8 protein-coding genes and 1 tRNA gene are annotated in these 14,567 nt (G+C 48.7%); 7 read left to right on the top strand and 2 right to left on the bottom strand.

Features of this window, described 5'->3' with window-relative positions; genetic code table 11:
* Window positions 1-220: 220 nt before the first annotated feature.
* The 5 genes from glgX (at window position 221) to LLH06_RS08920 (ending at window position 9,072) form a co-directional block, all read left to right on the top strand.
* Window positions 221-2,362, top strand: coding sequence for a glycogen debranching protein GlgX (glgX, locus tag LLH06_RS08940; protein WP_228173022.1), 2,142 nt, complete (start codon window positions 221-223; stop codon window positions 2,360-2,362).
* The gene (gene treZ / locus LLH06_RS08935; protein WP_228173021.1) at window positions 2,349-4,142 is read left to right on the top strand and encodes a malto-oligosyltrehalose trehalohydrolase; all 1,794 of its coding nucleotides are present in this window, start codon (window positions 2,349-2,351) and stop codon (window positions 4,140-4,142) included. The genes glgX and treZ overlap by 14 nt, the downstream gene beginning before the upstream one ends.
* Window positions 4,143-4,151: 9 nt before the next feature.
* On the top strand, window positions 4,152-8,366 hold the full coding sequence (treY, locus tag LLH06_RS08930; RefSeq protein ID WP_228173020.1) for a malto-oligosyltrehalose synthase: 4,215 nt from the start codon (window positions 4,152-4,154) through the stop codon (window positions 8,364-8,366).
* A 77-nt stretch (window positions 8,367-8,443) separates the two neighbouring features.
* Window positions 8,444-8,971 (top strand): Fe-S protein assembly co-chaperone HscB, encoded by a 528-nt coding sequence (hscB, locus tag LLH06_RS08925; RefSeq protein ID WP_228173015.1) that lies wholly within the window; start codon window positions 8,444-8,446, stop codon window positions 8,969-8,971.
* A 17-nt stretch (window positions 8,972-8,988) separates the two neighbouring features.
* Window positions 8,989-9,072 (top strand) — tRNA-Leu (locus LLH06_RS08920).
* An 88-nt stretch (window positions 9,073-9,160) separates the two neighbouring features.
* On the opposite strand, the gene LLH06_RS08915 is transcribed toward LLH06_RS08920, so the two are convergent.
* On the bottom strand, window positions 9,161-10,000 hold the full coding sequence (locus LLH06_RS08915) for a TlpA family protein disulfide reductase (protein ID WP_228173013.1): 840 nt from the start codon (window positions 9,998-10,000) through the stop codon (window positions 9,161-9,163).
* Window positions 10,000-12,636, bottom strand: a complete 2,637-nt coding sequence (locus LLH06_RS08910; protein WP_228173011.1) for a glycoside hydrolase family 2 TIM barrel-domain containing protein — start codon at window positions 12,634-12,636, stop codon at window positions 10,000-10,002. The genes LLH06_RS08915 and LLH06_RS08910 overlap by 1 nt, the downstream gene beginning before the upstream one ends.
* Before the next feature lie 482 nt (window positions 12,637-13,118).
* On the opposite strand from LLH06_RS08910, the gene LLH06_RS08905 reads away from it, so the two are divergent.
* Window positions 13,119-13,835 carry an SDR family NAD(P)-dependent oxidoreductase gene (locus tag LLH06_RS08905; RefSeq protein ID WP_228173009.1) on the top strand — a complete coding sequence of 239 codons (717 nt, stop codon included), beginning with the start codon at window positions 13,119-13,121 and terminating at the stop codon, window positions 13,833-13,835.
* A 1-nt stretch (window position 13,836) separates the two neighbouring features.
* Window positions 13,837-14,484 (top strand): flavin reductase family protein, encoded by a 648-nt coding sequence (locus LLH06_RS08900; RefSeq protein ID WP_228173007.1) that lies wholly within the window; start codon window positions 13,837-13,839, stop codon window positions 14,482-14,484.
* Window positions 14,485-14,567 lie beyond the last annotated feature (83 nt).

Raw genomic sequence — 14,567 nt, 5'->3', positions numbered from 1 at the left:
TATTTGAAGACCAAAATAATGTCGGTCGACAAGTCTTTGCAATCGATTGTCAAATATAAACAGATATTGCTTTGATGCAATAGTTAGTGTATGAAAAACACATTTTTTTTCAGTGGGTATTTTGGAACTAATACGCGCAAATCGGTCAACAACATATGCAGAATACCCTATTTGCTCACATATCAAAACATTTTGCTCTGAAAATTATTCCTTGCATACTATGAAAATAAATAACTTTCCAGGTAAACCTTATCCGTTGGGCGCAACACCAGATAGCAAAGGCGTGAACTTTGCCATTTACGCGAGCAATGCGACCAAAGTTGAACTTTGTTTGTTCAAAACCCCTCAAGACGAGGTGGAATACATCAAAATAGACATCAGGGAGCACTCTCATTATATATGGCACACCTATGTACCTCATTTGAAGCCCGGACAATTGTATGGGTTCCGCGTACACGGGCCTTATGAACCGCAGAACGGACTTCGCTTTAACCCGAACAAATTACTGATCGACCCTTATGCCAAGGCCATTTCGGGCACCATCAATTGGCATGATTCATTGTTTAGCTATGATGTATACAGCGAAGAAAAAGACCTGAGCTTTAGCACTACCGATAGTGCACCGTTCATTCCTAAAAGCGTGGTAGTAAGTGCTAAGTTCGATTGGGAAGATGATTGTCCGCCAAGTATCTCCTACCATAACACCATCATTTACGAAGCCCACGTAAAAGGCTTCACCAAGTTACATCCTGATATCCCAGAAGAGATCAGGGGCAGCTATGCGGCACTGGGTCACCCGGTGACCATCGAATACCTCAAAAGATTGGGGATAACTGCCATAGAACTGATGCCCGTACACCACTTTGTGGCCGATAGGCACTTGGTAGAGAACGGTCTTACCAACTACTGGGGCTACAACACCATAGGGTACTTTGCCCCTGATGCGCGTTATGCCAGCAGCGGCGTATGTGGTGAGCAGGTGACCGAGTTCAAGCAAATGGTGAAAGAATTGCATAAAGCAGGTATCGAGGTTATACTGGACGTGGTGTACAATCACACCGCCGAGGGTAATGAACTAGGCCCTACCCTTTCATTCAAGGGTATAGATAACGAGGGTTACTATCGCCTTACCGAAGATAAACGCTTTTACATGGACTACACCGGCACGGGTAATACATTGAACGCCTACTTGCCTAATGTACTGCGCCTGATCATGGACAGTCTGCGTTACTGGATCACTGAGATGCACGTAGATGGTTTCCGCTTCGACCTGGCCTCTACTCTTGCCCGCGAACTGCACGAGGTTAACAGGCTTAGCGCTTTCTTTGATATCATCCACCAGGACCCGATCATATCACAGGTAAAACTTATTGCCGAGCCATGGGATATTGGCGAGGGCGGTTACCAGGTAGGTAAATTCCCGCAAGGATGGGGTGAGTGGAACGGTAAATACCGTGATTGCGTACGCGATTACTGGCGCGGCGAACCAAGTACCCTGTCTGAATTTGCGATGCGTTTCACCGGTAGTGCAGACCTTTATAAAGATGATTTCCGCAATCCTACCGCCAGTATCAACTTCGTGACGGCGCATGACGGCTTCACCCTGAACGATCTGGTGACCTACAACGAAAAACATAACGATGCCAATGGCGAGGGCAATAACGACGGCGAAAGTCACAACCGCTCATGCAACTATGGCGCCGAAGGGCCAACCGACGATGAAGGCATCAACCAGATACGCGAGCAACAAAAACGCAATTTCATCACTACCCTATTCCTTTCGCAAGGTGTACCGATGTTGTTAGCCGGTGATGAGATGAGCCGTACCCAGCAGGGTAATAACAACGCTTATTGCCAGGATAACGAGATATCATGGGTCGACTGGAAGAACGCTGACCAGCAACTGATCGATTTTACCAGCCAAATGATCCACTTCCGCAGGCAACACCCGGCCTTTAGTCGTAAACGCTGGTTCAGGGGCACGCCTATCAAGGGTGTCGAGGACATAGCCTGGTTCTTGCCCGAAGGCGAACAGCTAAGCGATGACCACTGGAACCATGACTTTGCCCGATCGGTGGCCGTTTTCATCAATGGTCGTGCTTTACGCACTCGTAACGAGGTTGGCGAAGCGGTGATCGACGATGGCTTCTATGTGATATTTAACGCCCATTGGGAACCGGTGGAATACCGTTTACCGGACGGCATGTATGCTGACAACTGGACCAAGATCGTAGATACGACCGACAGCACCGTGGAGGATGAAGAAACTTATGAGGCTGGCAGCATGATCACAGTGCAAGGCCGATCGATCGTGGTATTACATCACCCGGTGGTATATGACCAAAGCTATGAGAACAATTGATACCAGGCCTGGCGTTACTATTGCTAATGGTAACGCCAGCATATGGCTATGGGCACCTAAGGCAAAGCAGGCCGCTGTTCAGTTCGGACACGATAACGAGATACTGTTCTTAGACGAACTCGAATACGGCTATTGGTACGCAGAGACCGATAAGATCAAGGACGGTACACCCTATCGTTTTGTATTAGACGATGAAGAGCCCCTACCCGATCCGGCGTCGTTGTACCAGCCGGACGGGGTACATGGTGCCTCGCAAGCTGTAGACCTGACCTATGACTGGACAGACAGCCAATGGGCCACACCGCCGCTTGCAGAATACATCATATATGAATTGCATACGGGCACGTTCGGTCCCGGCGGAAACTTCGAGGGCATAGAGGCTAAGTTAGACCACCTGGTGGAGCTTGGCGTCACCGCGATAGAGATCATGCCAGTGGCACAGTTCCCAGGCGAACGTAACTGGGGTTACGATGGTGTATTCCCTTACGCCGTTCAAAACAGCTACGGTGGCATCAAAGGCTTGCAAAAATTGGTTGATGCTTGCCATGCTAAAGACCTGTCGGTCATATTAGATGTGGTATATAATCACCTCGGACCTGAAGGCAATTACTTTGGCTCATACGGCGCTTACTTCACCGATAAATACCAAACCCCGTGGGGGAATGCTATTAACTTTGATGATGCTGGTTGCGATGCTGTAAGGCATTACTTCATTCAAAATACGTTGATGTGGTTTCGCGATGTACATGTCGATGCCTTGCGCATGGATGCGGTGCACGCTATAAAGGACCTCGGCACTAAACACTTTTTGGCTGAATTGAAGGAGAAGGTTGACGAATTGAATGAGCAGACCGGCCGCAAGCATCACCTGATCGTGGAGTGCGACCTGAATGACCCACGGTTCATCAACAGTCTGGCTGATCACGGGTTTGGTATGGATGCACAATGGATCGACGAGTTCCATCATGCTTTGCGCGTAAGCGCCGGAGGCGACCGCACCGGTTACTACAGCGACTTCAATGGGATCGCTGACCTTACTAAAGCCTATAACGACGCTTATGTGTATGATGGGCAGTATTCGCCGCATCGCGATAAGCACTTTGGTGGCAAGGCCACCAATAACACCGGTGATCAGTTCATCGTTTTTAGCCAGAACCACGACCAAGTGGGCAACCGGATGCTTGGTGAGCGCAGCAGTGAGTTATTCGACCTCGAGACCCAAAAGCTGATGGCTGGAGCCGTGTTAGCATCGCCATATGTACCTATGCTTTTTATGGGTGAAGAATATGCCGAGCCTAACCGATTCATGTATTTTGTAAGCCACACTGACCCCGAACTGGCCGAGGCGGTCCGCAAAGGTCGTAAAGCCGAATTTGAGGCGTTCCATGCAGATGGTGAGGCGCCAGACCCTATGGCCGTTGAAACATTTAACGATTCAAAACTTCAGTGGGACCTGACCGGAAAAGGCGACCATGCGGTGATGCTGAGTTTCTACAAGGCACTGATCGCCCTGCGCAAGAAACACCCGATCTTACAAAAACTTGATCGTAAGGTAACAAAGGCTACCTGCAATGAAGAGCAGCAGCTTCTATTTTTGCAACGTGGGGATGACAAAGCCGCCGTTCAGGTCATCATGAACTTTTCAGATCAAATGCAGCAACTGCCCGCCCCTCTCGCTGGTGAGACTTTGTTCGATTCGGCCGATCAAAAATGGGGCGGTCCGGGTGCGTCGAAAGGCTCAACCATACAGCCCCGCTCTTTCATTATCTATAACTCGTAAGTACCGCCCATGTATAATCCAGTAGCCACCTATCGCATACAATTCAATTCTTCGTTCACCTTCGAGCAATTCAGCCAGATCATCGATTATCTGCAAAAGCTTGGTGTAAGCACTGTTTATGCCTCGCCAATATTCGGTGCTGTGCCAGGTAGTACCCACGGTTATGATGGTACCGACCCTCACCATATCAACAGCGAGATCGGTACGCTTAAGCAATTCAAGGCCATCAATACAAAACTCAAGGATGCCGGCATGGGCTGGTTGCAGGATATAGTTCCTAACCACATGGGTTTCCATCAAACCAATGCCTGGCTGATGGACGTGCTGGAGAAAGGTAAGCGTTCCTTATACGCCGACTTTTTTGATGCTGCCTGGACGAGTCCGCTATTTGCTGATGAGCCGATCATGGTGCCTTTTCTGGGTAAAGCAATCAACGAGGTGATCAATGACAATGAACTGGAAATAAAATATATTGACGGCCAGGGATTGGTGCTAAAATACTTTGATAGCTATTACCCTTTGAGTCCTTCGTCTTATAATACGGTGATCAGCTACCTCGCTGCAGATCAGCCGCGGTCAGTACAACTGTTCATCAAGAACGTAAAAGCATTACAAGACATCGATGATGCCGGAAGCTATGCGATCAAATGGACATCGTTAAAGCAAAAATTTGCCCGCATCAAAGCCGATGAGGAAAGCAGTAGCTTTATCGAGCAGTGCTTGGAGACGATCAATGCCTCTAAGGACCATATAAGGCAAGTAGCCGGTCAGCAATTTTATCGCTTGTGCAGTTGGGAAGAATCGGACCAGCGGATGAACTATCGCCGTTTCTTTACGGTGAACAGCCTGATCTGTTTAAACATCCAGGATAAGGCGGTATTCTCCCATTTCCATAGTACAATTAAAAGCATGGTAGATGACGGGCTTTTTCAGGGGCTCCGCATTGACCACATCGATGGCTTATATGACCCTAAACGCTATGTTGACGATCTGCGCCAGTTAACGGGCGCAGATACCTACATTGTTGCGGAGAAGATATTAGAAGAGGGTGAAGAATTGCCTGAACAATGGGCGCTACAAGGCACCTCAGGCTATGATTTCCTGGCTCAGGTGAATAACCTCTTCACCGATCAGGCCGGGCTCAGACGATTCAACAAATTCTACACCCAGCTGGTCAACAGCAATGAGCCGGTGGCCGAACAGATACTGAAAAAGAAAGAAGCCATCCTGACCCAGCACATGGGCGGCGAACTGGATAACCTTTATCGCTTATTCAAACGACTGCGCCTTACCGATAAAAAGATACTGGAAGGCCTACAGGTGGATGTGGTGAAACAAGCGATAGGTGAATTGCTGATCCTTTGCCCGGTGTACCGTTACTATAGTAACAAGTTACCACTGGCAGACGGTGAGTACAAACACGTGAAGGAACTGTTCAAGAAAGCCAAGCAAACCAAACCCCAATTGAAGGCTGCGCTTAACCTATTAGAGATCGTGATATTAGAGAAACCCAAACTGAATATCACTGACTACAATAAGCGGGCATTGCAGTTCTATCAGCGTTTGATGCAGTTCAGCGGACCGCTAATGGCCAAAGGTGTTGAGGACACGTTGATGTATACATACAACCGCTTTGTTGGCCACAACGAGGTGGGCGATGCGCCCGATGCTTTTGGTATGAGCACCAAACAGTTCCATAAGTTAATGCAAGACCGCCAGGAAAAATGGCCACTGACAATGAACGGCACCTCTACCCATGATACCAAACGGGGCGAGGATGTAAGGGCGCGCTTGAACGTGTTGAGCGATCTGCCAAAGACCTGGATCCGCACCGTTGAGCAATGGCAGGAAATGAACGCCGGACTAAAGGCCAACAACTTCCCCGATGCCAATGATGAATACTTCATCTATCAAACACTGGTGGGCGCCTACCCAATGCCGGGAGAAGGCGACGACAGTTTTGCGGAGCGCCTGAAGGAATACCTTACCAAAGCGCTGCGGGAAGCCAAGACCAATTCCAACTGGACCAAGCCTAACGAAGAATACGAAGAAGCGACCATAAATTTTGCCACTGCCCTGCTCGACACCGAAAAGGACTTCTGGCGATCATTCACCGAATTCCAGAACAGCATTGCAGACATGGGTATCATTAACTCGTTGTCGCAGGTGTTGTTAAAATTCACTTGCCCGGGCGTTCCGGATGTTTACCAGGGTTGTGAACTTTATGACCTGAGCCTGGTAGACCCTGACAATCGCCGTCCGGTGGATCACCAGTTACGCCACACCATGCTCAATGAAATGGACGGCGTAAGTACCGCCGAACTTTGGAAAGAACGCTACAGCGGCAAGATCAAGCTTTGGCTCACTCAGCGGCTGTTCAACGAACGTCGATCAGCCGCCGAAGTGTTCGCAAAGGGCGCTTATGTGCCATTAAAGGTGAAAGGCAAATACAGCGATCATGTATTCGCTTTTGCAAGGCGTTACGAAAAGACCTGGTATGTGAGCGTCGTACCTTTACACATGGCAAAACTCTGTCGCGAACAAGACCGCGAACCGCAGGAAGTAAAATGGCGCAACACGCGCATCATTCTTCCTACTGATGCTCCGCTTCAATGGCAGGAACTATTGAATGGCAACAGTGGAAAGGCCGTCGAGAATAGCGTTCGTATCAAAAATGTGTTTGGCGCAGTACCGATGGCATTGCTTAAATTAGAGCAGCCCGATAACGATCGTGGGGCGGGTATCTTACTCCACATCACCTCGCTGCCATCATCCTTTGGTGTTGGCGATATGGGACCTGAAGCATACCATTTCGCTGATAAGCTTGCGCTTGCAGGGCAAACTTACTGGCAATTGCTTCCCTTGAACCCCACGAGTGCATTACAGGGTTTTTCGCCCTATAGCTCGGTGAGTAGCATGGCAGGCAACACCTTGTTGATCAGCCCTGAATTGTTGGCCGATGCAGGTTTGCTAAAGGAAGAAGATCTAAGGTCGGCCGCATTAGATGCCACCGCCACTGCCGAGTATGGCAAAGTAGAGAAGATCAAAGCCAGGTTGTTGGCTTTGGCCTATCACCGTTTTAAAGAAGCTGACCGTTCCATGTTACATCAAAAGTTCGAGGCTTTTTGCAGCGCAGAAAGCTACTGGCTCGATGACCTGGCCGTATTCAAAGTGCTAAAGCAGCACTATCAGGATGCTCCCTGGTATGAATGGCCGCTGGAATACCGCCAGCGCAGGCCGGCAGTGATCAGGCGCTTTGCCGCACAAAATGAAGCGGACATTGAAGAGATCAAGTGGCAGCAATTTATTTTTCAGTTGCAGTGGACGGGACTTAAGGAGTACTGCCATGTGCGAAATATTAAGATGATCGGCGACCTGCCTTATTATGTAAGCCATGATTCGGTAGATGTTTGGGCCAACCCATCAAGCTTTGATCTGGATGCCGAGGGACAAATGGCCGGCATAGCAGGTGTTCCTCCCGATCATTTTAGTGCCGACGGTCAACTATGGGGCATGCCGGTATACCGCTGGGAAGTGATGGCCTCTACCGATTACAAGTGGTGGACCGACAGACTACGTCGAAATATCGAACTATTCGACTTGGTACGACTGGACCACTTCCGTGCTTTTGCGGCCTATTGGGTGGCACCTTTCGGCGAGACCACAGCCAAGAACGGACGCTGGGAGCCTGGTCCAGGTAAAGCCTTCTTTGAAGCGATCAAAGCATCATTAGGTAAATTGCCTTTCATTGCCGAGGATCTTGGTGACATTGACCAACCGGTGTACGACCTGCGCGACGCTTATGAGATGCCAGGCATGAAGATTCTGCAATTTGCGTTTGGCGATGAGGTGGGCGCTTCCACGTACATCCCTCACAACTACCAGGAAAACTACCTCGTTTATACCGGCACGCATGACAACAACACTACCATTGGTTGGTATGAACAGGAAACGGATAAGAATATGCGTAAACAGATCGAACGCTACACCGGCCGTTCGGTGAGATCTCGTAACATACATGAGGTTTTGAGCCGGGTAGCTTACGCATCGACCGCCAAGATCGCGATACTGCCCATGCAGGACGTTATCGGTGCCGATGGAAGTGCCCGCATGAACAAGCCATCATCTGCCGAGGGTAACTGGACATGGCGGCTGTTGCCTGGCCAGTTCGATGAAGAGGCGGCTCAAAAATTGATGGAACAGGTAAGGCTTTATAACCGTTAAGTATATAACTCCGGCCGCCGGTCATCCATCGGTACCGAACCGATATATTTGTACCGCACTATGCACTATTGAATACCATGATCAACTACTTTGAGTTTTACGATATACCAGAGTCCTTCAACGTCGATGCAGCCACATTGAAAAAAAAGTTCTATGCGGTAAGCAAACAATATCATCCTGACTTTTTTGCGGGTGAGGATGAGGCCAAGCAGCAGGAGATCATGGAGATATCGACCATTAACAATAAAGCGTACCAAACACTGGGCGACCCAGCCAAACGGCTGGAATACATTTTGACCACGCACGGCCTGGTAAATGAAGGTGCAAAGCCGCAACTCCCAGCCGACTTTTTAATGGAGATGATGGACCTTAACGAACGGCTAATGGAGGCAGAGAACGCCGAACAGGTGGCCGACATCCGTGCGGAAGCATTAGCGATAGAAGATGATCTAAACAGTGAGTTGGAAGCCCTTACCGCTGACTATGAAACACTTAATGACACGGCTAAAGAAAGTCGCCTGAATGACATCGCAGATATTTATTACAGATCAAAATATTTGTTGCGAATTAAAGATAGTTTGAATACATTTGCATCCCGCTTCTGAAAGGAAGTTGTGGACAGGCCCAGATGGCGGAATCGGTAGACGCGCTGGTCTCAAACACCTGTGGCCGCAAGGCCGTGCCGGTTCGACCCCGGCTCTGGGTACGTAAAGGGAAACGACGATTGTTGTTTCCCTTTTTTTATCCCTATATCTTATATCCGATCGACATCCGCCTCACTAATTCATCGCCGTTCATGGCGTCTTCGCTGCCTCCGCTCTCAAGGCGGCGATCATCTCGTGCATATCATAGCTCATGTCCACCACTATGCCTTGTTTGTTGATCACCCAATGCACCGGATAACCGGTAACATGCAACGTATGCTGAAGATATTTAGCGGTGACCGGTACAACAGCATAATTGAACGTATGAGTTTTCAAAAATCTTTGTAAGGCATCTTTACGGTCAAAAGCCATGCTCAGAAGAATAATATCCTTGCGGTCCCGATACTCATCCTTCAATTTATTCAATGCGGGCATTTCTGCAGCGCATGGCACACAGGATATGAACCATCCCTTAAGGACGATGATCTTTCCTTTGGTGTTTTGTGTATTGTAGATATTACCATTCAGGTCTTTAAATTCGAAAGCCGGAAACCTCTTGCCTTCTATTAAAGAATACCCGTAGTAAGTATCCCCTATTTGCTTAAGTACTTTGTTAATATCGTGATCTGCAGAAGGCGGCACTTTGTAAAGAAAATATTCGCCGTTGGCCTCTTTAGAATAAGCCCTCAAGGGTAAGAAGTTCCCAGTCCTAAGTTTATGCAGAAATTCCGCCTTACTGATCTGACGTTTATTGACATCATAAGCTTTGAAGCTCTTTTTCAGTTCGAGATAATTGGTGGTGTAGTCCAACAACGTCCGAACATTTTGAATAATGCTCTTAACGGGCACGACCTCCCGCATGGGCGCTTGAGCATTCACCTTTATTGAGAGGAGTTGAATGACAAAGATGACCGCAAGGATCAAAATTTTTCGCTTGGTCAATGCTGATATCGACCAGTTTGAACGAGAGGTGCTACTATTACGTTCCATCAGTTGATCCTCCTCAATTTCAAGGCATTCAATATCGTTTTCCCTTTTACAGGTGCAAGATCAATTGTGATACCTGCTCCGTTCACCACCAGAACCCTGATCGTTTTGTCGACCGGGGTAGTACGGCCATATTCAGCGGCTATATTGAAGTTATGAAGAAACGGTACGCCATTGACGGTGACGTTAAATACCCTGTCGGAAGCTTTTTGCTCTTTACTTTGGCCGTTATCAAGGTTGTAAGCTAACGCTTCTTTCGCATCGCCACCTGTTAGTTCGGCAAAGAGCAGGCTCAATTCGTATTCTCCATCGGGTACATCCAACTTATATTGGCTGATGCCAACGCGCTGCGTTTGGTAAATGGGGTCGTCGAAGGTGTCAACGATATTTTTGTCGGTACCATAGGAAGTACGGTTGTTTCCGGCTTTATATAGCTCACCTCCTACATAGCCCCACGAACCTTTCTGGTAAGGGCGGTCGGGCACCCACGTCTGTTTGAGGTGTTCGTCGATATAATACCTGTCAGCGCCCAGCAATACATTTAATTCGTTGATCGGGTTTTGTACGCTCGGCATCGTAGGGAGCAAGTTAAATTTGATGACCACCTCATCGCTTTGTCCCGTTGCCGCATCCAATGCCCGGAGGCGGTTGTCGCCATTTAAAAAAGGCACCCGCCATGTGCTGATGTGATCAGTGGCCGGTCGTACCCCTAAGCTTTGTCCATTGAGGAATAACTCTACCCCTTTCGCGTTCGTGGCCACCTGGACAAATTGCGTACAAGTATTACCCGTGCTGTCAGCCACCCCGCTACGCTCGGCCCATGACGAGGAGGCGATCTTAACGAACGGCTTATTTAACAGGTAAGCCTGATACAGGTAGTAAGTGTCCTTGGGTTGCCTTCCTATGGTCAGCAAGCCTTTATTATTGATGTGCGGCATGGTCTCCTCGCGCGGTTCCGAATTGAAATCCGCCAGGTTCCAAGCCATGCCGCCGCTTACGAATGGACGCTCCAGCATAGCGTTCAGATAGATCTGGTGATATTTGATCGCGTATTCGATACTTTTATCGAAGCGCACTGGCGAGAACGATCTGATACGCGGATCCGCATCTGCTCCATACTCAGTGATCAGCAATGGCTTGTCTTTTAGCTCACGGTGGTGCTTATCCAAAAAGCTCGCAAAACCTTTCAGGTCGGGGCTATACCAACCCTGATACAAGTTCCACCCCACCAACATGGGGATCTTGGTCAGGCCAACGTGGCCATATTTATCAAAGTCGCCGTGGTTGGCGATCATGGTGTAGCGGTATGGATCTTCTTTACGCGTCAGCGAATCCAGCGTTTGAGCCAATTGGCGGATGTGGCCAAAGTACTGCTCCTGGCGTGCTTTGTCGTTGCCGAACTTAGGCCTCAGTAACACCTCGTTCATATATCCCCAAATGATCACACTCGGGTGGTTGTAATTCTGTCTGATCATCTCGACCTGCATGGCAGTGCAGTTACGGGTAAAAGCGTCGCTCTCGGTAATGGCATTAACGATCGGTATCTCTACGGAAGCCAGTATGCCGAGGCGATCGCAAGTTCGCAGGATGACCGGGTCTTGCGGATAATGAGCGATACGAACGAAGTTGCCTCCCATGTCCTTCAGCAGTTGCATGTCGCGTACTTGAAGGTCGGTCGGTACGGCGTTGCCCAATCCTTCATAGTCCTGGTGCCGGCTTGCACCCATGATCTTCAGCGGCTTCCCGTTAAGAAAGAAACCTTTATCGGCATCAAATCGAAACCAGCGAAATCCCAGCGGGTTGCTTACCTGATCAATGATACGCTTGGTCTTGGCATCGGTGATAGTGGTCAACACCCGATAGAGATACGGATCAGCGGGCGACCATAAATGCGGGTCGCTAATGGGTTTTATCTCCTGTAAGAAATTCTTGGTTTGATGCGCCCCAAGCTGAACGTTCTGAACCTGGGTTGTGATCAGCTTATTGGTGGCATCGTAAATTACAGTACTTACACTAAACTTTTGATATGATGCAGAAGAGTTCTCAACAACGCTCTTGACCCTTACCTGGGCTGACCGCTCCGAGACAATTGGCGTGCTCACGTAAACGCCATCCGTTCCGTGATCGCCGGTCGAGAAATGAACAGGCTCAACCGCAAGCAAGTTAACATCGCGGTAGATGCCTCCGAAAAACGTAAAATCGGCACTAAGTGGCGCTATATCGTCATTATGACGGTTGTTCACTTTCACCATGATATCGTTCACCTGGTCAGTTCCAGGTTTGAGCAGGTCGCTGATGTCTACATTGAAACGCGTGTAACCGCCAATGTGCATACCTGCTGAACTGCCATTCACATACACCTCCGTTTCCTGGTTAGCGCCGTTAAAGCACAGATAAATGCGTTTGCCCTTGAACGCTGCAGGTATCACCAAAGTACGCTTGTACCAGCCAATGCCCCGATAGTAACCAGGCTCGTCGTCCATCACATCCTTGTCGTTCCAAGTATGTGGCAGGGTCACTTTGGTCCAATTGAGGCTACTTTGATCTTGCGCTGATGCGGTACCCTTCGGGTCTTTACTGAATGACCATTGATCATTAAAGCGGATGATCTGCCTGCCGCCATTTTGAGCCCGGCACATAAATGCCGTTAACAACAAAGAACACATTAAGCATGAGGTAAAGCATAAGGCAACAGCCTTTGATCGAAATTGCATAGCAGATAAGCGTAATATAAAGGGTTGGAATTATCAAAACTATAAAAATAATGGTCACTAAATACCTCGATGAGACGCAGAAATGATCAAGAAGCCATGAGTTGATCGGTGTATGATACGCTAAAATCGCAAAGAGAATATATTGACATACGATTGATAAACAGAGATTTACCTTTTCCCTAACGAGCCGGAACCTGTGTATTGATACGATTAATGAAGTTTGGATCTTGAGACAGCATGCTCGATGTAGTTGTCAAATTGCTGATAAAGTTTATAAAGCTGCCTGTATATAAACCTTATCTCTACTGAAACAATTAGCGGTCAACCGCCTTTAGGAATTGGTGTATCAAGCAAGCAAATGTCATGACCGGGCGCTTGCAACGGACACTGCTTAAATAACATTTACAATGGATCTTAACGGTAAAAATTATCTTGTGGCTGGTGCGTCATCATCTATCGCTTCTTCGCTGATCACTTCGCTTACTGAACAAGGCGCTAAAGTATACGCCATATCCCGAAAACGTTCAGACAACTGGCCCGAAGGCATCGAATTTTTGGAAGCTGACCCCACCAAGGATATTGCCGATATCAATAGCTTTTTGCCTGAACAGTTGCATGGATTAGTATACTGCGCCGGCAGCATCAACCTGAAACCGTTTGCCCGTGTAAGCGATAACGACCTTATGAACGATCTTGAGATAAACGCTCTTGGCGCGATACGTATCACCCGGCCCGTAGTGCGTCAGCTCAAAGCGGCGGGCGGCTCATCGGTGGTGTTCATCAGCTCGGTTGCGGCCAACACAGGTATGCCCTACCATACCAGCATCGCCACAGCAAAAGGTGCTTTGGAAGGATTTGCGATAGCCTTGGCCGCCGAATTGGCCAGCCAACAGATCCGTGTGAACGTGGTAGCACCGTCACTTACCGACACGCCGCTGGCCTCCAACCTGCTGAACAGCGACGATAAAAAAGAGGCGTCTGGCAAGAGGCACCCGCTTGGCCGTTACGGACAGCCGCATGATATTAGTAGCGCGATACAGTTCCTGCTTTCTGATGATTCAAGTTGGATCACCGGCCAAACACTGGCTGTAGACGGCGGCATGGGCAAATTAAGAATGTTTTAACATGGTACTGAACGACCAGCAGATAGCCGGAATGGACAAAGCGCAACGCACAGCACTGATGAACAGCATCACCGGCTACAAGCCCTTGAACTTATTAGGCACGATCAGTGCTAATGGGCGACCGAACGTTTGCATCGTGAGCTCGGTGTTTCATATGGGATCTAACCCAGCCTTGTTGGGCATGATCATGAGGCCACCCCGCCCCAACAATGACAGCCTGTGCAACATTCGTGATACCCGGTCATACACGCTTAACAACGTAACAGCCGACCATTACCGCGAAGCACACCAGACCAGTGCAAGCTATCCATCGGGCGTGTCGGAATTTGAGCAATGTGGCCTGGAAGAATATTACCACGAAGATCACAAAGCGCCATTCGTCGCCAGTTCCTTCATCAAGATCGGCTTGGAAGTCGCACAGATCATTGATATAGAGCTTAACGGCACCACCTTGGTGATCGGAAAGGTGGTGCACGTGATCATCAACGATAACGTTGTTGGCGAGGACGGTTCCATTGACCATGTTATAGCGAACAGCCTTGCTGGCTCGGGACTGGACGGTTATTTTCAACCTCGGCTTTTAGACCGTTTGACTTATGCGAAACCTGACAAGCCTGTAAAAAGCTTGATCGGGGAAGACGACCATTAATACAGTAGCATCGATCTTTACCTAAAAGAACTGACCGACAGAAAAAAAGGTAAGCTTGATAGCTTACCTTTTTCAGTTCAATG

The sequence above is a fragment of the Mucilaginibacter daejeonensis genome (genome assembly GCF_020783335.1).
Lineage (GTDB): Bacteria > Bacteroidota > Bacteroidia > Sphingobacteriales > Sphingobacteriaceae > Mucilaginibacter > Mucilaginibacter daejeonensis.
Note: the sequence above shows the minus strand (reverse complement) of the source record. Positions and strands in the feature narration are given on the sequence as shown.